We start from the raw sequence: 25,777 nt of genomic DNA on the forward strand, positions 1-25,777 counted from the left end.
GAGATCTCGCCGAACATCGGCATCGGGTTCGCCCGCTGGAAGGATTACCGATGGTCCCGTTTTGCTGCGCGCCCGGCTCAGGCGTGGTGGTTGTCGTTGATAAAGGGGTGAGCAATTGCTCGGATTGACCCAGGCGTTCGCTGCACTCTATCTGGCCAGCCTGCTGATGCAGCTCGGCTCGACCCTGCTGATGACCTATCTGGCGCTGCGCCTGACTGCCGGCGGCGTCGCCGAATTCTGGGGCGGCGCGCTGATGGCAGCCAATGCCCTGGGCATGGTGGTCGGCGGCAAAGTCGGCCAGGTGCTGATCGGCCGTGTCGGTCACATCCGTACCTACGTGGCCTGCTCCGGCATCATCTGCGCGGCGGTGCTGACACATGCCTTCAGTGAGGCATTACCGCTCTGGCTGTTGCTGCGTTTTGTCGTCGGCGTGGCGATGATGTGCCAGCTGATGGTGGTGGAGAGCTGGCTCAACGACTGCGCGCAGAGCGATCAGCGCGGCAGGGTACTGGGCATATACATGGTCGCGGCCTACGTCGGCATGATGCTCGGTCAACTGGCGCTGAGCATCGACGGCAATCTAGGCCTGCATGCGCTACTCGGCGTGGTCATCGCCTTCACCCTGAGCCAGGTGCCGGTGGCGCTGACCCGCAGTACCCATCCGACCTTACCGGACTCCGAGCCGATCGACCTGCGCCTGTTTTTGCAACGGGTGCCGCAGTCGCTGTTCACCGTACTGATCTCGGGGATGATCAACGGTGGTTTCTATGGCTTGTCATCGATCTATGCCAGCCGACAGGGCCTGAGCACGGTGGAAGTGGGCCAGTTCATGGCCCTGGCGATTGCGGCTGGGCTGCTTGCACAACTACCACTGGGCTGGCTGTCGGATCGCCTGCCACGCGCCAGCCTGATTTGCGGTGTGGCGGCGTTGCTGATACTGACCTGCCTGCCGCTGGCGTTCTATCAGGGCCTGTCGTTCGGCGTGCTGCTGCTGTTCAGCGCTTGCATCGGTTTCCTGCAGTTCTGCCTGTACCCGCTGGGCGTGGCCCTGGCCAACGACAACATGGAGCCGCGTCTGCGCGTGTCACTGGCGGGCTTGTTGCTCGCCACCTTCGGTGTGGGAGCCTGCATAGGCCCGCTGCTGGCCGGTGCGCTGATGGGGCATTTCGGCCCCTCCAGCCTCTATCTGTTCTTTGCCATCAGCGCGGCGGTATTGGCGGTTGCCGTGGGGCAAGGGCGCGTGACCGGCAAGCACCTGCAGGAAGATGCGCCGCTGCAGCATCAGGCCACACCCAATGCCCTTGCCTGCACGACCCTGGCTGCGGTTATCGAACCAGCGGTCAGCGTGGAGGAGCGACTCGAGGAGGCACCCAGCCAGAGGCTCTGAACGATCCATCTCTACCTGCGAATGGATGCGCAAAGCTCAGCCAGAGCACCGGGCAGGAAGACGCCTGCCTGATGGCTCGCCAGCGACCGTGAAATATGGCTTTGAGGCTTTCTAGTGGCGCCCTGAGTGATCGTGTTGATTGATGATTAAAAGTCATAAATCACGCAGATTAAATGGTTTGTCGTTGGATTCGGGCCTGTTCGACTATTGATCACCCGCAGCGATTACCGAGCCGCCAACTGCACCTGCAGGGCTCGGCCCGGATGCGGAGAAAACTATTACAAGAACAAAATCGAGGTGCGTGCATGAAGCCTATGGTTGCGGAAAACATAGTCGGTCGAGACTTGAATATTCGAGTGCTCGGCTTGAACTTCCATCGCGTCATATTCCCCGTTTCCTTCTTCATCATCCTGTTGCTGGTCCTCCTGGCACTGAGCAATCCCGTGGTCTTCGGCGAGACGCTGGAAGGCATCAAGGGCTGGATCCTGAAGAATTTCGACTGGTTCATCATCATCATGGGCAATCTGGCGGTGCTGTTCTGCGCCGGTCTGGCGCTGTCGCCGCTGGGTAAGGTGCGTCTCGGTGGTCGTGATGCCAAACCCGAATTCAGCACCCTGTCGTGGTTCTCCATGATGTTCGCCGCCGGCATGGGCGTTGGCCTGCTGTACTGGGGCGTCGCCGAGCCGGTGGCGCAATACACGGCCTGGTGGAAAACGCCGCTGAACGTGGCTGCCAGCACCCCGGAGGCCGCCCATGCGGCGATGGGCGCGACGCTGTATCACTGGGGCTTTCACCCCTGGGCGATCTACCTGACCAGCGCGCTGGTGGTGGGGTACTTCTCCTACAACAAGGGCCTGCCACTGTCGCTCAGCTCCGGCCTGCAGCCGCTGCTGGGGCGTGGGCATCGTGGCTTGCCGGGGCAGATGGTCGACGTGTTCACCGTGGTGCTGAGCATCTTCGGCCTGGCCACTTCCCTCGGTCTGGGCGCGATGCAGGCCACGGCCGGTATTGCCCACGTACTGGGCACACCGAACACCTTCGCCTTTCAACTGCTGTTCATCGTCGCGGTCACTGGTCTGGCAGCGTTCTCGCTGTGGCGGGGGCTGGATGCCGGGGTCAAGGTCCTGAGCAACATCAACATGCTGCTGGCGTTGGTGCTGTTTCTGCTGGTCGCGGTCGGTATTGGCGGCATGGCGTTCTTCTCCAACACCCTGAGCGCAGCGGTCGACTACGGTCAGATGTTCCTGCCACTGAGCAACTGGATCGATCGTCCTGATCAGGACTGGTTCCAGGGCTGGACGGTGTTCTACTGGGCCTGGTGGTGCACCTGGGGGCCGTTGGTAGGGATCTTCGTCGCTCGCGTTTCCAAGGGCCGCACCCTGCGCCAGATGGTGGGCATGGTGATGCTGGCGCCAACCGTGGTCACGCTGCTGTGGTTCTCTGCCTTTGGCAGTGGCGCCATCGCCCAGGTGATCGACGGCAGTGGCGCCCTGGCGGCTGGCCTCAGCGACGTCAACATGGCCATCTTCCAGTTCCTGGAAATGCTGCCGCTGGCCGGTATCGGCTCGCTGCTGGTGGTCGCCCTGCTGGTGTTCTTCATGGTGACCTCGGTGGACTCCGGTGCGCTGGTGGTCGACAATCTGTCGGCCGGTGGCGACCCCGACACCCAGCCGGTGCAGCGCGTGCTGTGGCTGGTGATGATCGCGCTGGTGACCGTCACGTTGTTCGTGATTGGCGGCGATACTGCGCTCAAGGGCATTCAGGCTGGTGCCGTGGCGATGGGCCTGCCGTTCATGTTGCTGATGCTGTTGCTGATGATTGGTCTGGTCAAAGGCCTGATCGAAGACTGTCGCAGCTGACGTCTGCCAATCGACGCCCCGACACTCGCCACAAGGCGGGTGTCGGGGCGTTTGCGTTTCTGCGTGCACCATTTTTACGACCAAAGGCGCGTTTTATTCAGCCGAAAGCAGCATTGTCCGGTCCTGATGCGTTGTCGAAGCTGAACGGTACGCTGCCCAGAGAACCCTCGATGACCCTGCATGCTGCACTTCCTGCCCCAGTTCGGCGCCTGGCCAATGGTGCGCTGCTACGCGCGCAGCAACAGCCCTGGGCGCAGCAGGTCGGCTTGTGCCTGCGGGTGGCAGCGGGCAGTCATGACGAGCCGCCGGCTTATCCTGGGCTGGCGCATTTTCTCGAGCATCTGCTGTTTCTCGGCAGCCGTAACCACTCGTCTGATCAGGGGTTGATGGCCTTCGTCCAGCGCCATGGTGCAATGGTCAATGCCTCGACCCAGGCGCGGCACACCGATTTCGTCTGCGAGGTGCCGGCCGAGCTGCTGCAGCCGGTGCTGAGGCGTCTGCTGGATATGCTCTGCCAGCCGCTGCTCGATAGCGAGGCGCAACTGCGTGAGCGCGAAGTGCTGCATGCCGAATACCAGGCGCGCAGCCAGGATGCCGACAGTCGCATCGATCATGCTCTGGGACAGGCGCTCGCTGCCGGGCATCGCTGCGGCGCGTTTCTGGCAGGTGATCGCAGCACGCTGGCGGTGGAGTCTGCGGAGTTTCAGCGGGCGCTGCGTGCGTATCACCAGCGCCACTACCAGGCCGGGCGCATGTGCCTGACTCTGGTCGGGCCACAACCGGCCGAGCAATTACTGGATATCGCCGAAGCACTATTTGAGGCATTGCCGGTCGATGAGGGCGACGCCTGTCACGTGCCGACGCTCGACCTGCTGCCACTTCGAGCGCCCCGTTTGTATCTGCAACACAGTCGTCCCGGGATACATCTGGGTGTTGCCGTGCAGCTCCAGACGCGCAATCTGCGCGCTTCTCTGGATGTGTTGCTGGATACCTTGCACGACCCTGCGCCCGGCGGCCTGCTGGCGGGTTTACGTGAGTTGCAGCTGTGCCGACAGTTGCAGGCGCGGGTGTTGTATCAGCACGCGGGACAATGCCTGCTGCGCCTGGACTTTACCGCCGCCAGCGCGGAGCAGAGCGCCGCATTGCGCGCTGCCGTGCAGCGTTGGGCCGCGCAGTTGCAGGGCGATGCAGCTTGGCCCCAGCGATTGCAACACCAGCAGCGGGCGGCAGCGCTCAGATTGTTCGGGCTCAGCCCGTTGGCGGCGGCCAGGGCGCTGCAATCGCCTGCTCAGGACGACAGCCACACCTTGCGTGACCTGAACTCACTGCTGGCTTGCCTGGCTCGCGGTGACGGGTTGATCGAATTGCAGTGTGGTGAACAGGCCCAGCCGCTGTGGCCGGCAATCGGACTGGATTTGCCATTGCAGACTCTGCCACCGGTGTCATCGCCAGCGCCAATTCCGAGCCACCCATGGCGGCTGCCTGGCAATGATCCGCTGCTGTGCGGCGCTGCCGTAGCATCAGCCGTTTTGCCATTGGCCGCGTTGCGACATCATCCGGGGCAGGCCGAGGGTGGGCCGGCCGCGCTTTACTGGCGTGGCCCCTGTTCAGGTGCGGGCGACTCGGCGGCGATCGAGGCTGGTTTGCTGGCGCGCAGCGCCGACCTGCGATGGCGTGGTGAGCGGTTGGGCATCACCTGCCAACTGAACGTACAAGCCGCTGGCTGGAGCCTTTCGCTGCGCGGGCCGGCGTCGCTGTTGCCGGCCTTCAGTGCTTTGCTGGTGCCGCTGCTGTTGGCTGCGTTCGATCAACCGGCTGAGCCTGCTGCCCAGGGCATGTTGTTGCGGGTGCTGCTGCAGCGTTTGCCACAACTATGCGAGCTACCCAGAGCGTCGCGACTGGAAGGGCTGAGTGTCGGTCTTGGCGCTAGCGAGCAGGCGCAGTTGGCTGAATTGTGCGTGGCCGTTGAGGCGCTTGCTGACCTGCCTTCAGCGCCATGTAGCGAAACCAGGATCGACTGGCATCAGGTCGCGCAGCCGGGTACGGATGCCGCGTTGCTGCTGTTCTGTCCCTTGCCTGCCGGCGATGTCTGCACCGAGGCTGCCTGGCGTCTGCTTGGGCAGGTGTTGCAGGGGCGTTTCTATCAGCGCCTGCGTGGCGAGCTGCAATTGGGTTACGCGCTGTTCGCCGGTTTCCACCAGGTCGAGGGTTGCCGGGGCCTGTTGTTTGCCCTGCAGTCACCCGTCTGCGAGGCGGCCGGCATCTTCGACCATATCCGCGCCTTTCTGCGCGAGCAATGGCAGGCGCTCGCCGCACTGGACGATACGGCCTTGTCGCGTTACCGCGATGCCTTGCTGCCAGCGCTGAGCCCGGCCAAGGCCAACCTGGCGCGTGCCGAGCAGCTGTGGCAGCTGCATCTGGCAGGCTTGCCCGAGGTGCACCTGCAACGGGTGCAGCAGGCGCTGACAGCCCTGACTCAAAACGATCTGCTCCAGGCTCATGAGCAGTTGCTAAGCGCCAGCGACTGGCGCGTATTGGCCAGCGGAGCGCCGTCGCTGGCCTAGGCTGCGTTCTTTTCAGCGCTCTTTGCGCGACTGCGCGCGAATTTCCAACGCCCTTTTTCTGCAGGAGCCCCGATCTGGTGCGAGGCTCTGGCTTTGCGGCGTTCTTTTGATTCGCCGCGGGGCGCGGCTCCTACAGGATGAGGCTGCGTCTGGGGCTATCGTAGGAGCCCCGACCCGGGGCGAAGCCTTGTGCAGCCGCGCCGCCGCCGTTCGTTGCGGTGCGCGACCCCTGCCGCTTAGTTACTGGCGCATGTCTACGCCCTAGGGTTGGCACGGTACTAATACCTTTCTCCCACTACCGGTAGCAGGTCGGTCGCGAGCCGGCGGAAGCGCGACGGTAGCGCCCAGCCAAAGCAGCAGCGAATCGCTGCCAAGGCAGCGTATGGCCCGCCGGACCCGCTTTCGATAATCGCCTCCGACACGACTGCCCTGGCGGTCGCCACTCAAGCGGAGAGCGTTATGCACAACAACAAGATCGCCATCACTCGACTTCTGCCCCTGACCCTGGCCACCGCCGTCGCTCTGGCGACCGCGCAGCAGGCCGCCGCCGAGATCGTCCTGTATGACAAGGACGACACCACATTCTCCACCGACGGCTATATCAACGCCTTCTACGTCAACAGCGACGTGGACCGCGACGGTGAGCAGTTCGACCGCCGTCAGTCGCGGGTGAAGATGGGTTTTCTGCCCAACTGGATCGGCTTCAACTTTGGCAAGCAGATCGATGGTCTCAAGCTGACCGGCCGCTCGTCCTTCTGGGTCACCATCAACGACAGCGAAACCAACGGTACCGACACTGCCATCGACGTTCGTCAGTTCTACGGCACCGTCTCCAGCCCGGAGTGGGGCGAGGTGCTGGTGGGCAAGGACTTCGGCCTGTTCTCGCGCTCCAACATCTTCCTCGACGAGCTGCTGGCCGGGTACGGCAACGTCTCCGACACCCTGGGCCTGGTGGACGGCAACGGCGTGTCCTTCGGCAACATCGGCACCGGCTACCCGTACCCGTTCCCGACCTCGCAGATCACCTACCGCAACAACAACCTGGCCGAAGGCCTGCGTGTCGCGGTCGGCATCATGGATCCGGTCGACACCAATGACGACAGCGCCACTGGCAAGGCCTATCAGGAAAACCCGCGCTTCGAGTCCGAGGTCAGCTATCAGTTCGATCTGGGTGGCTCGACCATCTACACCTGGGTCAACGGCGCCTACCAGACCTCCGAGAACACCGACGACACCGTCGACAAGGTCACCTCCAAGGGTCTTGGCTATGGTGTGCAGGCCAAATTCGGTGGTCTGTCGCTGACCGGCTCGGGCTTCCAGGCCAAGGGCATCAACCCGTTCTTCACCAACAACCTGGGCGAGCCGACCCTGCGTGACATCGACAGCGACGGCTACCTGCTGCAGGGCTCCTACACCTGGGGCAAGAACCGCGTGGCGCTGTCCTACGGCAAGACCGAGGACGACGGCAACGGCCTGGGCGTGGCGGCGGACTACGAGACCCGCGGTATCGCCTACTTCCGCACCATCAACGACAACCTCAAGCTGGTCGCCGAGTACAACCAGTACCAGATCGACGCCGCCGCCGGCAGTGGTCTGAACGAGGACACCGACACCTTCGCCGTCGGTGCGGTACTCAGCTGGTAAGCCACACGGCTTGCGGACGACGGGAGGCTCAAGGGCCTCCCATTCTTTTCGAGCCTGTTCACGATCTGCTGCGCGTCGGCGCTACTGCGTTAAAAACAAGCTGGATCGCCAGCCCGGTCGGAATGCTCATGTGCAAAAGTACAGTCGCCCGCGACCTCGGCCGCTCCTCGCTTGTTTTTGCGGGGCCGCCATCGGTGTTGTATCGCTCTAGCTCGCCAGATCGTGAACAGACTCTCAGGGATCGAAAGGAGGAATTCAATGATCGGACTCTAGAGCGAATCGGCTCAAACCTTTCTGCTGGTGCTGGCGATCAGCACCACGCTGGTCTTCGCGCTACCCATCTTCCTCCTGCCGCTGACCTGGGCGCGCCTGATGCGCTGGCGCATCCCGCAGGACATCGACCTCGCGGTGTACTTCGGGCGTTGTCTGGGTGCCTTCATCCTCATTGTCGAGGCGCTGATGCTGCGCGTCGCGCTGACTGGTGAAGCGCTGCACACCACCTTCGAGGTGCTGGCCGCGGTGGCCTTGCTGATGGTTCTGGTGCATGTGCATGGCGCGATCAAGCGCATCCAGCCGTGGACGGAAACCCTGGAGATTGGCTTCTACGCCGGGATGTTCGTGCTGACCCTGATGTTCTGGCCGGCTCCGTAAGAACGCTGGTGCGCGCGGCGCACCCTACACACGCATGGCGGCGTCCCAGGTAGGGTGCGCCATGCGCACCAGCGATTCCGGGCCGTGATGGAGAGCCGGGTAGGGCCTGATGGCAGACTGTCATTGCCCTTGTCGCCGCTGTACTGCTTCGCGAGTACACCCTACGGATCGACTACTCAGTACTCAAGTAGCATGGGGCGGGCAGCGCCGGCTTCGTAGAATTTCCCCATGATCAGCAGGTGCATTGGGGCGTGATATGGCCTTGGAACAGTCGGAGGGCGTGCTCAGCGCCGTCTCCAGCACGAAGGATGTGGAATTGGCCGCCCAGGAACTGGCACGCCAGCTGATCCATCCTTACCTCGGTTTCGTGCTGTTCTTCTGCTCGGCCGAATACGATCTCGACGGCCTCGGCCAGGCGCTGGAGGCCCATTTTGGAGGCGTCAGCCTGGTGGGCTGTACCAGCGCCGGTGAGATCACCCCGCAGGGCTATGGCCGTGGCTGCGTGGTGGCGCTGGGCTTCGACCTGCGCTGCTTCTCCATCGCCAGCGTGCTGATCGACGAGATGGAGCGCTTCAATCTGCTCGATGCGCAGCATCTGGTCGATGGCCTGGTCAAGGATTGCCGCAGCAACGAGCTGGCCTCGATCAAGGGCCACAGCTTCGCCCTGACCCTGCTCGACGGCTTGTCCAGCCGCGAAGAACTGGTGCTCGGCGCACTCAGTGCGGCGCTGGGCAGCATCCCGCACTTCGGCGGCTCGGCCGGCGATGACAACCACCTGACCCACACCCACGTCTATCACGGCGGCCGCTTCCACAGCGGTGCAGCGGTCGTGGTGCTGTTCAATACCTGGCTGGAGTTCGAGGTGTTCAGCACCCACCACATCCAACCCAGCGCGGAAAAGCTGGTGGTGACGAGCGCCGACAGCGCCACGCGCCGGGTCTATGAACTCAATGCCGCACCGGCCGCGCAGGAATATGCCGAGCTGATCGGTGTGCCGATCGAGGCGCTGGATCTGCGCGCGTTCGCCGCCTATCCGCTGGCGGTACGGATCAGCGATCACTACTACGTGCGCTCGATCCAGCAGGTGCACGACGACCTCAGCCTGACCTTCTACTGCGCGGTGGAGAACGGCATCGTCCTCACCGCCATGCATCCCGGCCCCTTGCTGCCCAACCTGCAGCAACTGTTCGCCGGGCTGGAGCAGCGCCTCGGTCCGCTGCTGCTGACCATCGGCTGCGACTGCTTCCTGCGTCGCCTGGAGATCGAGAACGATGGCGGCGTCGAGTCGGTCGCCACGCTGCTGCGCCAGCAGCGGGTGATCGGCTTCAACACCTACGGAGAGCAGTTCAATGGCATGCACATCAACCAGACCTTTACCGGTGTCGCCATTGGCCGACCTGTTGGGCGTGCCGAGCGCTGAGCTGCAGGCACGCTGTACGGCGCTGGAGCATGAAAACGCCAAGCTCAGGCGCATCAACGCCGCGCTGATCGAGCGGGTCGAGTCGATCCATTCCCGTGGCGATGACGCCTACGCGGCCTTCCAGCATTCGGTGGTACTGTCCGAGCAGGTGCGCGAGCGCACCGACGCGCTGAACCAGGCAATGGCCGAACTGAAATCCAGCAACCAGTTGCTCAGCGACGCGCGGCTGCGTGCCGAGACCGCGCACCAGCATTTGATCGACGCCATCGAGAGTATCTCCGACGCCTTCGTGCTGTTCGATGATCGCCAGCGCATCGTGCTGTTCAACAGCCGTTTCAAGGCGCTCTGGGCGCGCAGCCGCGCGCGCATCGGCACCGGCACGCGGCTGGAGGAGATTCGCCGGCTGAGCCGCAGCACCGGCCTGGTGGTGGAGGCACAGTTGGGCAAGGAGGGCGAGCCGAGCCTGTTCCGCCTGCAGGATGGACGCTGGGTGCAGGTCAGCGAGCGGCCGACCCGCGAGGGCGGGCTGGTGATCCTCTACACCGACATCACCGAGGTGAAGCAGAGCGAGGCGTTGCGCCGCGAGCAGGCCCTGGCGCAGAAGTCGCGCCTGCTGCAGCGCGCGGTCGACAACCTGTCGCAGGGCATGGCCATGGTCAATTCCGAGGGCGCGCTGGAGTTGTGGAACCACCGTTTCCTCGAGCTCTGCGGGCTGGCGCCGATCAACGCCCATCGGCCGTTCGCCGAAGTGATGGCGGAAAGCGAACTTGAGCCGCTGACCCCGGACAGCCGCGATGCCACCGGCAAACCGCTGCGCCAGGTGGAGGTGCGCCTGTTCGACGGGCGCATGCTGGAAGTGCGCACCCATCCGTTGCCCACCGGCGGCTTCGTCAACACCTTCACCGATATCACCGAGCGCCATCGCCAGGCTCAGGCGCTGAGTGACAGCGAGCGCTGGATTCGCCTGATCACCGACCACGTGCCGGCGCTGATCGCCTACCTGTCGGCCGACCTGGTCTATGAATTCACCAACAAGGTCTACGAGGAATGGTACTGCTGGCCGCGCGGCGCCATGCTTGGCCAGAGCCTGCGCGAAGTGCACAGCGAGGAGCATTGCCAGCGCCTGGAGCCCTACGTCGAACTGGCGCTGTCCGGCGAGAGCGTGACCTTCGAATTCGCCGAAACCAACCACAACGGCCAGGAACGCTACATGCTGCGTTCCTATGTACCCAACCGTCAGGCCAGTGGCGAGGTGGTCGGCATCTTCGTGCTGATCCGCGATATCACCGAGCGTCGCCGCACGGCCGAAGCGCTACACCAGGCTTATCAACACCTGGAACAGCGGGTGCGCGAGCGCACCGCCGAACTGACCACGGTGAATGACCAACTGCGCCGCGAGATCGACGAGCGCACGCAGATGGAAGCGCGCCTGCGTGAGGCCAAGGGCGAAGCCGAGCAGGCCAACCTGTCCAAGACCAAGTTCCTCGCCGCCGTCAGCCACGACCTGCTGCAACCGCTCAACGCCGCTCGGCTGTTCACCAGCGCCCTGCTGGAGAAGAACGACCTGAGTGGCTGCGCGCCACTGGTGCGCAACGTCAGCAACTCGCTGGAAGACGTGGAAAGCCTGCTCGGCACGCTGGTGGACATTTCCAAGCTCGATGCCGGGGTGATCAAGCCCGATATCGCGCCATTCGCCGTCAGCGAGCTGCTGGAGAACCTGGCCGCCGAGTATCACCAGATCGCCGGTAGCGAGGGTTTGCGCCTGGACTACCTGCCCAGCTCGGCCCTGGTGCGCAGCGACGTGCAGCTGCTGGCGCGGATTCTGCGCAACTTCTTGAGCAACGCCATTCGCTACACCGCCAGCGGGCGCATCCTGCTGGGCTGCCGGCGGCGCGGCAACAGCCTGTCCATCGAAGTCTGGGACACCGGCATCGGTATCGCCCAGGACAAGCGGGTGGAGATTTTCCAGGAGTTCAAACGCGGCGATAACGTGCAGCGCAAGCAGGATCGTGGTCTGGGCCTTGGCCTGGCGATCGTCGAGAAGATCGCACGCATGCTTGGCCACCGCATTCGCGTCGCGTCGCAGCAGGGCAGGGGCTCGATGTTTGCCGTCGAGGTGCCGCTGACCCGCCGCGCGCCGCGCGTGCGTGCCGTGCAGGACTGCCCGGATCTGCTGCTTGAACGCCTCAGCGGTGCGCGGGTCTGGGTGCTGGATAACGACGCGGCGATCTGCGCCGGCATGCGCACCCTGCTCGAAGGCTGGGGCTGTCGGGTGGTTACCGCCCTGAGTGAAGAAGACCTGGCGCGCCAGGTGGACAACTACCACGCCGAGGCTGACCTGCTGATTGCCGACTATCACCTCGACGACGAGCGCAATGGCGTCGACGCGGTGGCGCAGATCAACGCCCGACGCAGTACGCCGCTACCAGCGCTGATGATCACCGCCAACTACAGTAACGAGCTCAAGCAGCAGATGCGCGAACTGGGCCATAGCCTGCTGCACAAACCGGTACGGCCGATGAAGCTGAAGGCGGCGATGAGCCATTTGATGGAGCGTGGGGCGGGGGCTTGAAACCCGGTGCGCACGGCGCACCCTACGATGTACTCGCATGACGCCAACCGCGCAGGCGGCCTCGATCCCGTAGGGTGCGCTGCGCGCACCGATGCGAGCCCGCAGCCCTGATGCAATACGGGGAGGATCATGCCGTTCTGCCCCGGATTGCATCCGGGCTACGATGCGGGTGCGCCGTCAATCATCCGCGATCAGGCGTTTGCCCAGGCTGACCGAGGCATCGACCTTGTAGCCAAGCCGCTCATAGAAGGCCAATGCCGCTGCGTTGCTGTCGCGCACCTGCAGGCTGAGTTTGGGACAGCCCAGGGCCAGAAGTTGCACTTCGATATGCGTCATCAGCTGACGGGCCAGGCCCTGCTGGCGTTGCTCCGGGCACACCGCCAGGTAGTTGACCCAGCCGCGATGCCCCTCGTAGCCGGCCATGGCCGAGGCCACCAGTTTACCGTCGATCTCACCGACCAGAAACAGCTCGGGCTGCACCGTCAGCTTGCGTTGGATGTCCTTGTGCGGGTCGTTCCACGGACGGGTCAGGTCGCAGCGTTGCCAGAGATCGACGACGGCAGCTTCGTCAGCGAGCCGGAAGGGGCGGATATGCATGGTGGACTCCAATCGGTGAGGCCGCCGTTTTAGCACGGCTTGATGACGGGAGTCAGGGCAACCTCGTTCGACACTCCCGCGAAGGCGCGAGCCCAGTTGCATCTCGGCTTCTGGCTTCACGACTGCGCGGGAATGACGGCTAACCTATCGGACGTCAGCGCCGCAGATAGGAGGCGAAATCGATATCGCCGGCCGAGAGAATCGCTTGCACGCGGTTGTGCACGTTGAGCTTGCGCAGGATGGCCGAGACGTGGGCTTTGACCGTGGTTTCGGCGATATCCAGGCTGTAGGCGATCTGCTTGTTCGACTCGCCCTTGGTCATGCGTTCGAGCACCAGCAACTGCTTGCGCGTCAGCGCCTGCAGCAGCTCCGGGGCGATGCTGGGGTGGTCGAGGTGCTGGCGCGAGCTGCCGCTCTTCTGCGAACGGATGATGTCCGGCGGCAGATAAACGTTACCGTCGAGAATCTGCGCGATGGCGTCGGTCATCTGTGCCCGTGGCGAGGACTTGGTGATGAACCCAACCGCACCATAGGTGATGGCCTGCAGCACGATCTGCTTGTCCTGCTCGGCGGAGACGATCACCACCGGGATGGTTGGCGCCTCGTTGCGCAGGTTCATCAGCCCGCCCAGGCCATGCATGCCAGGCATGTTCAGGTCGAGCAGGATCAGGTCCAGGTCGTCGTGGCTCTGGGTCAGCTCCAGGGCGCTGTCCAGGTCGGCGGTTTCCATGATCTCGCTGCCGGGAAACCCGTCGGCGATGACGTTATGGATGGCTTCACGAAACAGCGGATGGTCGTCGGCAATCAGAATCTTGTACATGGCCTTGCACCTCGTTGTCGTGATTATGGGTTGGCAGTGGGCGTGAGGAAAGCAGCAGGCAATTCGGCCGGTTGGGCGGGCGCCATCGGCAGGCCGGCCTGTTCCCAGGAGTCGATACCATCACGATACCAATACAGCTGGCGGTATCCCATGGCATGGGCGCGTCGCGCGGCGTTCCAGCTCGGCCAGCAGTCGGGGCGGCAGTAGAAAACGAAAGGCTTGTCCAGGTCGCCTTTACTGGCCTGGTTCAGGTAATGGGTGAAGTAGCGCAGCCATAGCGCTTCCAGGTTTCCGCTGCCGGTGTTGGGTAGCCACAGACTGCCGGGGATGTTGGCGTGGGGCTCTTCTTCGATGAAGCGATCATGGCGCCACAGCTGACGGTAGACATCGACCAGTTGAACATCGGGGCGTTCGTCGAGCAGCTTTTGCAGGGCGGGAGTATCGAGAACCTGAACACCCTCAAGCGTTGACGGTGTCGGGCTGCGGTACTGGCTGCTGCGATAACCGTCGGCGTCGAACAGATCTTCGGCGTGCGCAAGGCAGGCCAGTAACACCGAGGCGAGCATCAGGCCTGCTTGCACGGGCAGACGGTACTTCATGGCAAGGTCTCTAGTTATTTTTGTAGCGGTATTACAGGCCATGGTCGCAGGCTTGGGAATTCTACGTTGGAGAGGAAAACCAGTACCAAAGTAGTAGATGTGGCTGGTGGGGAGTGCCTGGAATTGATGGCTCCCACGCTCTGCGTGGGAGCAGATGAAATGGCGCTCTGCGCCATTGCTGACTGACGGCAAGTTCGACAGCGGACGCGGAGCGTCCTGGGATGCATTCCCACGCGGAGCGTGGGAACGATCATGTTCAGCCCGCCTTGCGCAGCGCGGCATGCTGCGGGTTGAAGCTGGCTACGGCGAGCAGCGTCAGTAATACCGTCAGGCCGGCGCAGATCAGCAGCGCCTCGATATGCAGGCGCAGGTAAAGCGCGTTGCGCACTAGCTCAACGGCATGGGTGAAGGGGTTGAACGCACACAGCCAATACAGCCACTCGCTGGACTCGCGCATCTTCCACAGCGGGTACAGCGCCGACGACAGGAAGAACATCGGGAAGATGACGAAATTCATCACCCCGGCGAAGTTCTCCAACTGGCGAATGCCGTTGGACAACAGCAGCCCCAGGGCGCTGAGCAGCAGCGCCACCAGCAGCAGCGCCGGCAGTGCGGCGAGCAGGCCCCAGGCTGGCGGCTGCACGCCGTAGACCCAGGCAATGCCAAGGAAGGCATAGACCTGCAGCAGCGAGATCAGCGCCGTGGCCAGCAGCTTGGCTACCAACAGGAAGGCGCGCGGCAGCGGGCTGGTGAGCAGCACGCGCATGCTGCCCATCTCGCGGTCGTAGACCATCGACAGCGAACCCTGCATGCCGTTGAACAGCAGGATCATGCAGGCCAGGCCCGGCACGATGTAGGTGTCGTAGGTGATGTAGGTGTCGTACGGCTCGATGATGGCGATGCCCAGCGCGGCACGGAAACCGGTGGCGAATACCAGCAGCCACAGCAACGGGCGCACCAGGGCGCTGAGAAAACGCGAGCGCTGCAGGACGAAACGCAGCCATTCGCGAAGGACGATGCCGCGCAGGCATTCCCAGTAGGCGGTCATCAGCTAGCTCCTCGCGTAGGGTGCGCCCTGCGCACCGGGGCCGTTTCATCATCGCCAACGTCGTCGGCACGCTTCGGCCGCAGCGCCTCACGCACATGGCCACGGCCCAGCGCCTCGTCGCCGGTCAGGCGGGCGAAGCTGATGGCCAGGTCATCGCCGAACTGGCTGGCCTTGTCCCAGGCCACGCGCTCGCCGCGATGCAGGATCAGCAGGTCGTCGCTGGACTCGATCTCATCCAGCAGGTGGGTCGTCCACAGCACGCATAACCCCTGTTCGCGGCACAGGTTGCGCACGTGCCGCCCCAGCGCCAGGCGGCTGGCCGGATCGAGCCCGGCGCTGGCCTCGTCGAGCAGCAGCAGGCGCGGCTGGTGGAGCAGGGCGCGGGCAATCTCCACGCGGCGACGATGGCCGCCGTTGAGCGTGCGCACCTTGTCGTGACGGCGCTCGGCGAGATCCTGACGTAACAGTTCCTCGTCGATACGCGCCTGCGCCTCGCGGCGCGGCATGCCGTGCAGCGCGGCGTGGTAGGCGAGGTTCTGCTGCACCGACAGGTCGAGATCCAGCGTGCTCTGCTGGAACACCACACCCAACTGACGTAGCGCCTGGCGCGGTTCGTCGCGCAGGCTATGGCCGAAGATGCGGATGTCGCCCTGCTGCAAGTCGTACAGGCGGGTGAGCAGGGCGATCAGGGTCGACTTGCCGGCACCGTTGGGGCCGAGCAGGGCACCGAAGCGCCCCGGCGCCAGCTCGAAGGCCAGGTCATTGAGCGCCTGGCGGGCGCCATAGGCGAAACCGACGCCGCTCACCTCGAGCGCTTTCATGGCGTCACCACCACGCCCCAGGGATAGCGGCCAACCTTGATCGACTTGGTCACCTTGAGCGTATCGACGTCGATCACCGATACGTCGCCACTGACGCCATTGGTGGTCAGCAGGCGCTTCTGATCCGGGGTGAACGCCAGGTGCCAGACGCGCCGGCCCACCAGCAGGTAGTCGAGAATCTCGTAGGTCTTGGCATCCACCACGGCCACATGGTTGGCCGGGCCCAGGGCGACGAAGGCGTACTTGCCGTCGTCGCTCAGCTTGACTCCGACCGGCTGCACCTTGTCCGGGTGTACGCCCTTGATGGCGAAGTTGAGCACCTTGAGCACCTGGCGCGAGTCGACGTCCAGCACAGTCACCGTGCCGCCGATCTCGGCCGAGGCCCACAGGCGCTTGCCGTCCTTATCGAACTCGACGTGACGCGGGCGCTGGTCGACCAGGGTGTTGTCCACCAGTTGATGGGTGCTGGTGTCGATCCAGTGCAGCATGTTGGTGGTTTCGCTGGTGTTGACCGCCCACTTGCCGTCCGGGCTCACCGCCATGCCCTCCGGCTCCACGCCGACTTCGATCTGCGCCAGCACTTCGTCGCTCTGGGTGTCGACCACGGTGACCAGGGCATCGTCCTCGTTGGAGATGTACAGCCAGCGGTCGTTGGGGTGCAGGGCGAACTGCTCGGGATCGGCGCCGGAAGGCAGCTCCTTGATGATCGTGCGCGTGGCCAGATCCATCACCTGTACGCGGTCCGAATCGCTGGCGCAGATGTACAACAGCTTGTTGTCGGAAGACAGCAGCAGCCCGCGCGGGCGCATGCCGACGTCCAGGGTGGCGGTGACTTCCAGGCTGTCGAGGTCGATGACGCTGATGCTGTCATCCTTCTCGTTGGACACGTAGGCAGTAGCGGCGAAGGCCGAGTGGCAGGCCAGGCTGAAGGCGACGGCGCAGGCGAGACGGGTCAGGCGCATGGGGTTGATCCTCTTGTTGTTATTGCTTGGCGGTTTTCGCTGCTTACCTCGGAAGTTGGGGCAGCTCGGTTCAAAGTCGTACACATTTGCTCCCCTCTCCCATTTATGGGAGAGGGGTTGGGGGAGAGGGCTGAAATACAGCGAAATGCCTGTATACCCCTCTCCCTAACCCTCTCCCCAGCGGGGCGAGGGGACAGAATTTCTTCGCCTGTGACCATTACCTTCCACAGGACAATCGTGCTGAACGCTCAGCTGCTAAGGCATGTTCGCCAGATCGCAGCTCACTTCCGGGCTGTCGTAACCGAGGCTGTCCATTTCATTGCTCGGATGGAGAAAGCCGTCCTGCGGCGAGGTGCTGACCAGCGCGCGCGGGTGTACCAGTGGAATCGGCTGGCGCAGCTCGCCATTCCACGGGCGGAAGCTCAGCTTGCGGCCCTTGAAACCGTCCAGCGGTAGTTGTTCGTTCAACAGCAGGTGGCGAATGCCCTGTGGCTCGGCGGTGCGCTGCTTGGTGATGGCCGTGGCCACGCTGCGCACGGCCATCCAGGCGGCGAAGTCGCGGTCGTTCATCCAGCGTCCGGCCAGCGCCTCAAAGCGTTTCTGCAACTGCGCGGCGCCGAAGGTTTCCACCGTCTTGTGCCAGGCGGTCGGGGTCAGGCCCTGGGTGCCGGCTACTGGGCGCGGATACCAGGTGTTGTAGGGCAGGTATTCGCCGAAGTCGCCGCGCTCGTCGGCCACCAGCACCACGTCGTACTCGCCGGCCTGGGTAAACAGCGGCATCTCCGCCTGGGCGCTGCGCCGTTGGTCGTTGTCGAAGCTCCACGGCTTCTCGGTGATAATCGTGTGGCCGAAGCGTTTGGCGGCGCGCTTGAGCGCGTCGGCGTAGGCGCTGTCGTCCTCGGTGGTACCTGTAACCAGCAGCCAGCGCGTCCATTTGCGCACGGCAAGAAACTGCGCCAGGGCATCGGCCAGCATGGCGCGGCTGGGCAGGGTGTGCAGCACGTTGCCCAGGCATTGCTCGCGGCGCAGGCCGTCGTCGGCACTGCCGGCATTGAGCAGCAGGCTGTCCGGCAGTTTTGCACTGAGCTGGCGCAGGGTAGCGGCGGGGGCGTTGATCACGAACAGACGAATGCCCGCCTGGTGTTGGCGTTCGGCAGCAGCGAGCACGGCAGCGGCGTCGTCACTTTCGGCGCTCTCCAGCATGTAGCTCTGCTTGAGAAAACGCCCGGTGCTGTTGCTGTCGGCGATGGCCAGTTCGGCGCCCCGCTGGCCGGCGTCCAGCGGTTCGGGGATGACGTTGGACAGCAGCGGCCCGCGTGGCGGCAGATGCGCCAGATAGCCGATGCGCACCTGCAATGCGTCCGCGCTGGCACTGGTCGCCACGCCGAATGCGGCGGCGAGGCAGAACAACAGGCGGTAACTGATCCGGTGCATGGGGCGACTCCTGCAAAGGGTGTCGCCAGCATAGGAAGCGTCGCCAGGTCGGGAAATATGCCCAAGGTAGCGCCGGCTTAGTACAAAGGTCGTAGCTCTTCAGGGCCGTTCCTCAAGGCCTTCACTCGGCTTGTTGGCGGATATCCAGGCGCAGGCCATGGATGCTGGCCTTGCCGTCGCGGACGCGTAACTGGGCGTTTTCGCGAATTTCCAGCTGCTGTATCCGGTCGCCGCGTTTCAGCTTCTCCCGGATCAGCGAGAAGGCCAGGATAGTGCCGCCTGCGTTTATCAGTTCGGGCTCATTGCGCTGGTAGCTGTACTCGTCGGCCTGGGCAAAGGTCTGCTGCCAGAGCGTGCGCAGCTGCTCCTTGCTCAGATGCTGCCAGTTACGCTCGTGCGGCAGGCGAACCAGGATCTGCGCGTCATCGTCGATCAGCGTCACCAGTGCCTCGGCATCCTGGCGTTGGGCTGCCTGGTCGACCGTCGCGAGGGCCGCCAGTGCGGCGCGGCGTTCGTGCTCGGTCGGGGTGATGGTGGTGCGGCTGCCTTCGCGGCTGGCGAGAAACTGCTGGGCCTGCGGATGTTCTCCCTGCCTGGCCGCGGCCCGTATCCAGCTCAGCCCGTCACTGTGCTGGCCTTGCTTGTACAGGCGTTCACCCAGCGTCCACTGCGCCTCGGCGTTGTCCTGCTCGGCAGCACGTCGATACCACTGCGCCGCCTGGTCCGGGTCGGCCTCGGTGCCCAGCCCCAGGTCATGGGCGCGGGCCACCTCGTACATGCCGATGGCGTCACCCGCATCGGCAGCGCGCTGGTACCAGGTCAACGCCTGCTCGAGGTCGGCTGCGGTGCCCAGGCCGGCGGCGAACATGTTGCCGAGGTTGAGCATGCCCTGGCGGTTACCGGCTTCGGCGAGCTGGCGATAGCGCTCGAAGGCCTCATCGAAGTCGCCCATCTTGTATACCGCATAGGCGTCCAGCACCTGGATCATCTCGCGGGCGATACGCGTTTGTTCGTCGTCGCCGGCACTCAGCGGCGTGCTCAGCAGTGTGCCCAGCAGCAGGCAGGCGAGATGACGCATGGCGGTACTCCAGAGGGTGGAAGCGGTGAATTAGGCTAACAAGCCGGGTACGTGCGGTATTTAGTTCGATGGTGGCGGATGGATGCGCCGATGGTGGCGGGTAGGGCAGGGGCGATGGGCATTCGGCCCGGATCTGGCGGGAAATATGCCCAAAGTACCAGCTGGGCAGTACCAAGGTAGTAACCCGGTGTGGGCCTTTACTTCCTAGCATGGCAGGCGACGTCCAATAACAAGAACAGGTGAACGCCATGCGTATTTTCAAGGCCCTGCTACTGCCGCTGTTGCTGATCATCAGCCTGCTCGGTGTCGATCAACTGCATGCAGCCGGTGATATGACCCGCCGCCCGGTGGCATTGCCTGACCTGGTGCTGGGTAACGACGATAGCGACTACTTCATGTCGCAGACCGAATACCAGCTGGAAACCGGCCAGGCCTACCAGCTCAAGATCATCGCCAGCGGACAGAAGGAATACGCCTTCCAGGCGCCTGAGTTCGCCACCTCCATCTATCTGCGCAAGGTTGAGGCCGGCGGTGTGGAGATCAAGGCGATCACCCTCACCGAGCTGGAGTTCGAGGACGCCGGTCAGGCGGAGATCTTCTTCCTGCCGGTCAAACCGGGCAAATACCGCTTCTATGCCAAGGGTCTGGAAGGCAAGGGCATGCTCGGCTACTTCGTGGTCAAGTAGCGTGGTCAGATAGATGAGCGCCCTCGGCCGTATCAACTTGGTGGTCAGCCTGCTGTTCGTGCTGGTCACCCTGGCAGGGCTGGCGCTGTTGTTGCGTCAGGCCAGCCATGACGTGCAGCGCGAGTTGCAGGCCGCCGAAGCGGTAGTCGAATACCTCGGCGAAGTGGCGCGCAACAATCCGGGCAGCCTGCGCCCGGAGTTGACCAATAACCTGCGGCACATCCGCGTGAGCTGGCTGCGTCCGGGCGAAGAGCCCAGGGCGCAGAGCAAGCCTGTCATCGAACGCTGGATCGCTGCCCGTCTGCTCGGCCCGGCGCCGCTGACGGCCGAGGTCTGGCCGCTAGCAGAGGGCCGCGTGTTGCACATTACCCTCGACCCTTTCGATGAAATCGAGGAAATCCAGGACTCGCTGTTGCAACTGTTGTTGCTCAGTGCCTTCGCCCTGATCCTCAGTCTGCTGACCATTCGTCTTGCCGTGAGCCACGCTCAACGGGTGCTGGACGAATTGCTCGCCGGCTTGAGCGAAGTTGGCGCCGGTCACTTCGATACCCGTCTGCGTGATCATGGCGTGGCTGAAGCCAGGCGTCTTGCCGGTAACTTCAACGCCATGGCCACCACCCTGCAGCAGGTGCAGGCGGACAACGCCGAGCTGACCCAGGCGTTGCTGGCGCTGCAGGAGCGCGAGCGCACGCGCCTTGGCCAGACCCTGCATGACGACCTCGGCCAGTACCTGAGTGGCATCCGTGCCCAGGCCTGCCTGCTCAAGGTGATTGCCGACCGGCCGCAGCAGGTGCAGGACACCGCGCGCCTGCTCGACGATAACTGCGAGCGCCTGCAGCAGGGCTTTCGCAGCCTGATCCGCGACCTCTATCCGGTGGTGCTGGAGCGCCTGGAGCTGGGCCCGGCGCTGCAGCAACTGGCAGCCGACTGGCAGCAGGCGCAAGGCATTCGCTGCCGTCTGCAACTGGGCGAGCGCCTGCCGAGCCTGCCGCTGGCAAGCAAAGCCCACCTCTATCGCCTGGTGCAGGAGGCGCTGACCAACGTCGCCCGCCATGCCGAGGCCAGCGAAGTACGCATTCGCCTGCAACGCCGTGGCCAGGGCTTGCGCCTGCTGGTGCGTGATAACGGCCAGGGCACTGCACTGCCGCTGCGCCCCGGCATCGGCCTGCGCTCGATGCGCGAACGCAGCCGCAGCCTCGGCGGCGAACTGCGCCTGCACAGCCGCCCGCAAGCCGGTTGGGCGCTGTGTCTGAACATTCCTCTGGAGGCCGCGTCATGAAGATTCTATTGGTGGACGATCACGCCGTGGTGCGCCAGGGCTACGCCAGCCTGCTGCGCGCGCTGTTGCCGGAGGTGCAGCTGCGTGAAGCCTGCGATGGCGAACAGGCTCTGCAACGGGTGCAGGAGGAGATTCCCAATCTGGTGATCATGGACATCGGCCTGCCCGGCATCAGCGGCCTGGAAACCACCCGCCGCCTGCGTCAGCGCCTGCCGCAACTGCGCGTGTTGTTTTTCAGCATGCACGACGAACTGCCCCTGGTACGCCAGGCACTGGACGCCGGTGCCATCGGCTACCTGACCAAGAACTCCTCGCCGGAAGTGTTGGTAGAAGCGGTCAAACGCACCGCCGCCGGCCACGCCTATATCGAGCAGCAGTTGGCGACCCAACTGGCCTGCAATCCCGCAAGCAGCGACGGCCTCGATCCGCGCCTGCGCGAACTGACCCAGCGCGAGTTCGAAATCTTCGTCATGCTCGCCCGCGGCCTGCCACCCCGGCAGATCGCCGAGAAGCTGTGCATCAGCGCCAAGACCCTGTCCAACTACCAGACCCTGGTAAAGAACAAACTGCAGATCAGCTCGCAGGCGGAGTTGGTGCATTTGGCGATTGATAGTGGGGTGGTCAGGGTGGGGATGGAGAGTGCCTGATCAGGGCGAGACCTGCTGACGTTTGATCGTTCCCACGCTCTGCGTGGGAATGCAGCCCTCGACGCTCCGCGTCCGCGTGTCGGTCGTGGCGCATATGCATCCGCTGGCGACGCAGAACGTCGCGGGCTAACTCCCACGCGGAGCGTGGGAGCCATATGTCGCTTCCGCTGCCTTCTCGCACCATCCGCCAAGCTGAATTTGCCTGGTTGTTTGGTGGGCTGAAGCGGATCGCCGCGCGGCCCACCTAACATGGGGTGCGGCGAATCAGTCCCAGCCTTTCGGGCAGTCGATGCAGCCGGGCATGTTGGCGTCCTGAAAGTTGCCGAAGCGGGTGCGTGCACCTGTGAGGTTGGCATTTTCCAGGTTGGAGCCGCCGAGTTTCACTTCCTGCAGGTTGGCATCTTCCAGGTGCGCGCCCTTGAGGTCGGCCTTGCTCAGCCAGGTCATTTCCAGGTTGGCGGCCTGCAGCTGGACGTTGTGCAGTTTGGCGCCGGAGAGGCGGGCGAACTCCAGGTTGGCGGCGCGCATGTCAGCGCCTTCGAATTGTGCCGCCTGGGCGAACAGCGCCCAGCCGCTGATGGCCACCAGGTTGGCGCCAGACAGGTCGGCCAGGCGCAGGTTGCTTTGTTGCAGGCTGGCGCGGGTCAGGTTGGCGCCACGCAGCTTGGCTCTTTCCAGGTTGGCCAGGTCCAGCGTGGCGTGACGCAGGTCAGCGCCGGAAAGGTCAGCACCGGACAGGTTCATGCGGCGCATGTCGAGGTTGCGCAGGTCGGCGCCGCGCAGGTTGGCGTTGGGGCATTGGCTATCGGGTTCGATACGGCAGCCGTTGATCTGTGGCACGCCGTCGGTCTCGGCGCCGATGGCGTGGCTGCCGATTACCAGCAGCAGAACCGGAATAAGCAGGGGCAGGTAGTTCATGGCGAGTCCTCGGAGTGGTTGCCTGATTCGCTTCGCGGCCGATGCGCAATGACGCCCAGCCGCTGTTACACGAATACGGTGGGGAGCAGGGGTAGGGGGGCGCTGCGCGCCCCCTGATCGAATGGCCATGGCAAGAAGCTGGTGCGCATGACGCACCCCGGGGTGCGCCATGCATTCAGCCTTTAGCGTTTGGCAGTGGTCTTGTCCCAGCTCGGCAGCTTGAACACCCAGAAGGAACCACCCTGGGCAATCGGCTTGGTCAGGTCGGCCATGTCGCCACCCCAGAGAGGTACGGCACCGCCGTAGCCGGCGGTTACGCCGATGTACTGCTCGCCATCCTGTTCCCAGGTGACGGGCGGGGAGATGATTCCGGTGCCGACCTGGAACTTCCACAGCTCCTTGCCGTTCTTGGCGTCGAAGGCCTTGAAGTAGCCGTCGCCGGTGCCGGTGAATACCAGGTTGCCCTTGGTAGCCAGCACCCCGGCCCACAGTGGCAGGCGCTCCTTGTGCTCCCAGGCGACCTTGCCGGTGGTCGGGTTCATTGCGCGCAGGATGCCGACGTGGTCGTCATACAGGCGCTTGATACGGAAGCCCATGCCCAGGTAGGCGGAGCCCTTCTTGTAAGTGGCTTCCTCGGCCCAGTAGTCCTCCTTCCAGTGGTTGGCCGGGACGTAGAACAGGCCAGTGTCCTGGCTGTAGGCCATCGGGTTCCAGTTCTTGCCGCCGAGGAAGGGCGGGGAGACTTCGACCACTTCACCCTTGGTTTCACCAGGCTTGGGCTTCGGCGGGCGTTGCCCCGGATTCTCTACCGGGCGACCGGTTTCTAGGTCGATGTGGCTGGCCCAGGTGATCTTGTCGACGAAGGGGAAGGCATTTTTCAGTTTGCCGTTGCTGCGGTCGACCACGTAGAAGAAGCCGTTGCGGTCGGCGTGGGCGGTGGCCTTGGTGACCTTGCCGTCCTTGTCCTTGTAATCGAACAGCACCAGCTCGTTGTTGCCTGAGAAGTCCCAGGCGTCGTTAGGGGTGTGCTGGTAGAACCACTTCACTTCACCGGTGGTGGGGTCGACGCCGACCTGGCCGGAGGTGTACAGGCTGTCGTAGTCCTTGGGGTCGCCGCCGTCGCTGGTGCGCGCCCAGCCGTTCCAAGGTGCCGGGTTGCCGGCGCCGATGATGATGGTGTTGGTCTCGGCATCGAAACTGGCGCTCTGCCACGGCGCACCACCGCCCTGGCTCCAGGCTTCCTTCTTGCCGGTCGGGTGGTTGGGGTCATCCGGCCAGCTCGGCGCCTTGATGTCGCCAGTCGGGGTACTTTCCTTGCCGTTCAGGCGGCCCATGTGGCCTTCGACGAAGGGGCGCATCCAGATTTCTTCGCCAGTCTCCGGATCGCGGGCGAACAGCTTGCCGACCACGCCGAATTCATCGCCGGAGCTGCCGTGGATGACCAGCACCTTGCCGGTCTTGCCATCTTTGACGATGGTTGGCGCGCCGGTCATGGTGTAGCCGGCTGAGTGATCGCCGAACTTCTTGTTCCACACCACCTTGCCGGTGTCCTTGTTCAGCGCCACGACGCGGGCGTCGAGGGTGCCGAAGTAGATCTTGTCGCCATAGATGGCGGCGCCACGGTTGACCACGTCACAGCACGGACGGATGTCGTCGGGCAGGCGATGGCTGTAGGTCCACAGGCGTTTGCCGGTCTTGGCGTCGAGGGCGAACACGCGTGAGTAGGAGCCGGTCACGTAGACCACGCCGTCGTGGATGATCGCCTGCGATTCCTGGCCGCGCTGCTTCTCGTCACCGAAGGAGTAGCTCCAGGCCGGGGTCAGCTTGAACACGTTGTCGGCGTTGACCTGAGCCAGTGGGCTCCAGCGCTGGGCGTTGGTGCCCATGCCGTACTGCAGCACGTTGCTGGTGGTGAGGTGGTCATTGGCAATGTCGTCCCAGGTGACCGGTTTGGCCAACGCCCCCTGGCTCAGCGCCAGGCCGCCAGCCAGCATCAGAGCAAGCGCCAGGGGGCGCGGGGTGCTGGGTAGGTTTCTTGTTGTCATGGTTGTGCTTCCCGTTGAAGAAAGTGGTTGCCGCAGTGGCAAGCCGATGGTGGAACCCGGCCACCTTTGCGCCTACGGAAAAACTCCCGCCTTTGCCGGGAGGATTTCCCGACCGGGCCATGACTTGGCCTTGCTGCCAAGGCATCACGCACACCCCCTCCCAAGCCCTACTACCAAGGGACTAGAACGCGACCACCAAAGCAGCATTCGGCGTGTCGCGCGGCCTTTCTAAGATGATCGCCACGAGCTCTGTATGGGCTGTCTTGCGTGCATTAGATGAGGTCCTAGCCATGAACAAGAAGATCCAATCCACCCTGGCGCTGCTGTTGCTCGCCGCATCGACCAATCTCTGGGCGCACGGTGATGTGGTACCGCAGGCGGTGAACACCGAGGGCCTGGAACCGCTGGGTGAGGAATGGCTGGACGAGAATCCCTATCGCGACAACCCGCGCGCCATCGAGATCGGTGCGTCGGCCTACAACCAGAATTGCGCGGCTTGCCACGGCCTGGAAGCCAAGTCCGGTGGTATCGCCCCGGACCTGCGCCTGCTCGAGCTGGGTGCCATGGGTGATGAGTGGTACAAGGAACGGGTGATCAACGGTGCGGTGCGCGATGGCCGCGTGTATATGCCGAAGATGGCCGACTTCCTCAGTCAGGAAGCGTTGTGGGCGGTGCGTAGCTACCTGGAGAGCGTGCACGTCGAGGAGTAAGCGCCTGATGATAAATCTGCTGCGCTCGGCATCTCG

At 64.0% G+C, this 25,777-nt stretch carries 21 protein-coding genes; 11 read left to right on the forward strand and 10 right to left on the reverse strand.

What is annotated here, in order from left to right:
* The first annotated feature begins 115 nt into the window (after nucleotides 1-115).
* The 7 genes from J7655_RS09530 (at nucleotide 116) to nahK (ending at nucleotide 12,097) form a co-directional block, all read left to right on the forward strand.
* Nucleotides 116-1,387, forward strand: coding sequence for an MFS transporter (locus J7655_RS09530; RefSeq protein WP_230927542.1), 1,272 nt, complete (start codon nucleotides 116-118; stop codon nucleotides 1,385-1,387).
* Between the two features lie 305 nt (nucleotides 1,388-1,692).
* Entirely contained in the window at nucleotides 1,693-3,246 is a 1,554-nt protein-coding gene (locus tag J7655_RS09535; RefSeq protein ID WP_230927543.1) for a BCCT family transporter, read from the forward strand.
* Between the two features lie 170 nt (nucleotides 3,247-3,416).
* The gene (pqqF, locus tag J7655_RS09540; protein WP_230927544.1) at nucleotides 3,417-5,810 is read left to right on the forward strand and encodes a pyrroloquinoline quinone biosynthesis protein PqqF; all 2,394 of its coding nucleotides are present in this window, start codon (nucleotides 3,417-3,419) and stop codon (nucleotides 5,808-5,810) included.
* A gap of 459 nt (nucleotides 5,811-6,269) precedes the next feature.
* Complete coding sequence (locus tag J7655_RS09545) at nucleotides 6,270-7,454, forward strand: porin (protein ID WP_021490563.1); 1,185 nt, start codon at nucleotides 6,270-6,272, stop codon at nucleotides 7,452-7,454.
* A 300-nt stretch (nucleotides 7,455-7,754) separates the two neighbouring features.
* Nucleotides 7,755-8,105, forward strand: coding sequence for a hypothetical protein (locus tag J7655_RS09550; RefSeq protein WP_230927545.1), 351 nt, complete (start codon nucleotides 7,755-7,757; stop codon nucleotides 8,103-8,105).
* A gap of 256 nt (nucleotides 8,106-8,361) precedes the next feature.
* Entirely contained in the window at nucleotides 8,362-9,525 is a 1,164-nt protein-coding gene (gene nosP, locus J7655_RS09555) for a nitric oxide-sensing protein NosP (protein ID WP_230927546.1), read from the forward strand.
* Nucleotides 9,455-12,097: a hybrid sensor histidine kinase/response regulator NahK/ErcS' gene (nahK, locus tag J7655_RS09560; RefSeq protein ID WP_230927547.1), complete on the forward strand. Its 2,643-nt coding sequence runs from the start codon at nucleotides 9,455-9,457 to the stop codon at nucleotides 12,095-12,097. The genes nosP and nahK overlap by 71 nt, the downstream gene beginning before the upstream one ends.
* A gap of 177 nt (nucleotides 12,098-12,274) precedes the next feature.
* Here the strand turns inward: nahK and J7655_RS09565 are convergent, their stop codons facing one another.
* From J7655_RS09565 to J7655_RS09600, 8 genes are all read right to left on the reverse strand, one after another.
* On the reverse strand, nucleotides 12,275-12,694 hold the full coding sequence (locus tag J7655_RS09565) for a GNAT family acetyltransferase (RefSeq protein ID WP_230927548.1): 420 nt from the start codon (nucleotides 12,692-12,694) through the stop codon (nucleotides 12,275-12,277).
* A gap of 154 nt (nucleotides 12,695-12,848) precedes the next feature.
* Complete coding sequence (locus J7655_RS09570) at nucleotides 12,849-13,514, reverse strand: response regulator transcription factor (protein WP_230927549.1); 666 nt, start codon at nucleotides 13,512-13,514, stop codon at nucleotides 12,849-12,851.
* 23 nt (nucleotides 13,515-13,537) lie between these two features.
* The gene (locus J7655_RS09575; RefSeq protein ID WP_230927550.1) at nucleotides 13,538-14,113 is read right to left on the reverse strand and encodes a PQQ-dependent catabolism-associated CXXCW motif protein; all 576 of its coding nucleotides are present in this window, start codon (nucleotides 14,111-14,113) and stop codon (nucleotides 13,538-13,540) included.
* A 256-nt stretch (nucleotides 14,114-14,369) separates the two neighbouring features.
* The gene (locus J7655_RS09580; RefSeq protein WP_230927551.1) at nucleotides 14,370-15,161 is read right to left on the reverse strand and encodes an ABC transporter permease; all 792 of its coding nucleotides are present in this window, start codon (nucleotides 15,159-15,161) and stop codon (nucleotides 14,370-14,372) included.
* Nucleotides 15,161-15,982: an ABC transporter ATP-binding protein gene (locus J7655_RS09585; RefSeq protein WP_230927552.1), complete on the reverse strand. Its 822-nt coding sequence runs from the start codon at nucleotides 15,980-15,982 to the stop codon at nucleotides 15,161-15,163. The genes J7655_RS09580 and J7655_RS09585 overlap by 1 nt, the downstream gene beginning before the upstream one ends.
* Nucleotides 15,979-16,944, reverse strand: coding sequence for a YVTN family beta-propeller repeat protein (locus tag J7655_RS09590; RefSeq protein WP_230927553.1), 966 nt, complete (start codon nucleotides 16,942-16,944; stop codon nucleotides 15,979-15,981). The genes J7655_RS09585 and J7655_RS09590 overlap by 4 nt, the downstream gene beginning before the upstream one ends.
* Before the next feature lie 255 nt (nucleotides 16,945-17,199).
* Complete coding sequence (locus tag J7655_RS09595) at nucleotides 17,200-18,378, reverse strand: ABC transporter substrate-binding protein (protein WP_230927554.1); 1,179 nt, start codon at nucleotides 18,376-18,378, stop codon at nucleotides 17,200-17,202.
* A gap of 121 nt (nucleotides 18,379-18,499) precedes the next feature.
* Nucleotides 18,500-19,456 carry a tetratricopeptide repeat protein gene (locus tag J7655_RS09600; protein ID WP_230927555.1) on the reverse strand — a complete coding sequence of 319 codons (957 nt, stop codon included), beginning with the start codon at nucleotides 19,454-19,456 and terminating at the stop codon, nucleotides 18,500-18,502.
* A gap of 248 nt (nucleotides 19,457-19,704) precedes the next feature.
* Here J7655_RS09600 and J7655_RS09605 point away from each other — a divergent pair, with 248 nt between their 5' ends.
* Genes J7655_RS09605 through J7655_RS09615 form a run of 3 tightly spaced genes read left to right on the forward strand, consistent with a single transcriptional unit; the run spans nucleotide 19,705 to nucleotide 22,068 of the window.
* Nucleotides 19,705-20,142, forward strand: a complete 438-nt coding sequence (locus J7655_RS09605; RefSeq protein WP_169968328.1) for a cupredoxin domain-containing protein — start codon at nucleotides 19,705-19,707, stop codon at nucleotides 20,140-20,142.
* 13 nt (nucleotides 20,143-20,155) lie between these two features.
* The gene (locus tag J7655_RS09610; protein ID WP_230927556.1) at nucleotides 20,156-21,421 is read left to right on the forward strand and encodes a HAMP domain-containing sensor histidine kinase; all 1,266 of its coding nucleotides are present in this window, start codon (nucleotides 20,156-20,158) and stop codon (nucleotides 21,419-21,421) included.
* The gene (locus tag J7655_RS09615) at nucleotides 21,418-22,068 is read left to right on the forward strand and encodes a response regulator transcription factor (RefSeq protein WP_230927557.1); all 651 of its coding nucleotides are present in this window, start codon (nucleotides 21,418-21,420) and stop codon (nucleotides 22,066-22,068) included. Before J7655_RS09610 ends, J7655_RS09615 begins: the two co-directional genes overlap by 4 nt.
* 264 nt (nucleotides 22,069-22,332) lie before the next feature.
* On the opposite strand, the gene J7655_RS09620 is transcribed toward J7655_RS09615, so the two are convergent.
* Both J7655_RS09620 and exaA read right to left on the reverse strand, forming a co-directional pair.
* Nucleotides 22,333-22,986 carry a pentapeptide repeat-containing protein gene (locus J7655_RS09620; RefSeq protein WP_230927558.1) on the reverse strand — a complete coding sequence of 218 codons (654 nt, stop codon included), beginning with the start codon at nucleotides 22,984-22,986 and terminating at the stop codon, nucleotides 22,333-22,335.
* A gap of 182 nt (nucleotides 22,987-23,168) precedes the next feature.
* Nucleotides 23,169-25,031, reverse strand: coding sequence for a quinoprotein ethanol dehydrogenase (exaA, locus tag J7655_RS09625; protein ID WP_420850921.1), 1,863 nt, complete (start codon nucleotides 25,029-25,031; stop codon nucleotides 23,169-23,171).
* A gap of 290 nt (nucleotides 25,032-25,321) precedes the next feature.
* On the opposite strand from exaA, the gene pedF reads away from it, so the two are divergent.
* On the forward strand, nucleotides 25,322-25,741 hold the full coding sequence (gene pedF, locus J7655_RS09630) for a cytochrome c-550 PedF (RefSeq protein WP_230927559.1): 420 nt from the start codon (nucleotides 25,322-25,324) through the stop codon (nucleotides 25,739-25,741).
* The last annotated feature ends 36 nt before the right edge of the window (nucleotides 25,742-25,777 follow it).

It is taken from the genome of Pseudomonas wenzhouensis (assembly GCF_021029445.1).
Classification (GTDB): domain Bacteria; phylum Pseudomonadota; class Gammaproteobacteria; order Pseudomonadales; family Pseudomonadaceae; genus Aquipseudomonas; species Aquipseudomonas wenzhouensis.

Bases quoted from the DNA above. Each gene is read 5' to 3' on its own strand.
- J7655_RS09535 (WP_230927543.1), top strand. From the start codon at position 1,693: ATGAAGCCTATGGTTGCGGAAAACATAGTCGGTCGAGACTTGAATATT.
- pqqF (WP_230927544.1), top strand. From the start codon at position 3,417: ATGACCCTGCATGCTGCACTTCCTGCCCCAGTTCGGCGCCTGGCCAAT.
- J7655_RS09545 (WP_021490563.1), top strand. From the start codon at position 6,270: ATGCACAACAACAAGATCGCCATCACTCGACTTCTGCCCCTGACCCTG.
- nosP (WP_230927546.1), top strand. From the start codon at position 8,362: ATGGCCTTGGAACAGTCGGAGGGCGTGCTCAGCGCCGTCTCCAGCACG.
- nahK (WP_230927547.1), top strand. From the start codon at position 9,455: ATGGCATGCACATCAACCAGACCTTTACCGGTGTCGCCATTGGCCGAC.
- J7655_RS09565 (WP_230927548.1), bottom strand. From the start codon at position 12,694: ATGCATATCCGCCCCTTCCGGCTCGCTGACGAAGCTGCCGTCGTCGAT.
- J7655_RS09570 (WP_230927549.1), bottom strand. From the start codon at position 13,514: ATGTACAAGATTCTGATTGCCGACGACCATCCGCTGTTTCGTGAAGCC.
- J7655_RS09575 (WP_230927550.1), bottom strand. From the start codon at position 14,113: ATGAAGTACCGTCTGCCCGTGCAAGCAGGCCTGATGCTCGCCTCGGTG.
- J7655_RS09580 (WP_230927551.1), bottom strand. From the start codon at position 15,161: ATGACCGCCTACTGGGAATGCCTGCGCGGCATCGTCCTTCGCGAATGG.
- J7655_RS09585 (WP_230927552.1), bottom strand. From the start codon at position 15,982: ATGAAAGCGCTCGAGGTGAGCGGCGTCGGTTTCGCCTATGGCGCCCGC.
- J7655_RS09590 (WP_230927553.1), bottom strand. From the start codon at position 16,944: ATGCGCCTGACCCGTCTCGCCTGCGCCGTCGCCTTCAGCCTGGCCTGC.
- J7655_RS09595 (WP_230927554.1), bottom strand. From the start codon at position 18,378: ATGCACCGGATCAGTTACCGCCTGTTGTTCTGCCTCGCCGCCGCATTC.
- J7655_RS09600 (WP_230927555.1), bottom strand. From the start codon at position 19,456: ATGCGTCATCTCGCCTGCCTGCTGCTGGGCACACTGCTGAGCACGCCG.
- J7655_RS09605 (WP_169968328.1), top strand. From the start codon at position 19,705: ATGCGTATTTTCAAGGCCCTGCTACTGCCGCTGTTGCTGATCATCAGC.
- J7655_RS09610 (WP_230927556.1), top strand. From the start codon at position 20,156: ATGAGCGCCCTCGGCCGTATCAACTTGGTGGTCAGCCTGCTGTTCGTG.
- J7655_RS09615 (WP_230927557.1), top strand. From the start codon at position 21,418: ATGAAGATTCTATTGGTGGACGATCACGCCGTGGTGCGCCAGGGCTAC.
- J7655_RS09620 (WP_230927558.1), bottom strand. From the start codon at position 22,986: ATGAACTACCTGCCCCTGCTTATTCCGGTTCTGCTGCTGGTAATCGGC.
- exaA (WP_420850921.1), bottom strand. From the start codon at position 25,031: ATGACAACAAGAAACCTACCCAGCACCCCGCGCCCCCTGGCGCTTGCT.
- pedF (WP_230927559.1), top strand. From the start codon at position 25,322: ATGAACAAGAAGATCCAATCCACCCTGGCGCTGCTGTTGCTCGCCGCA.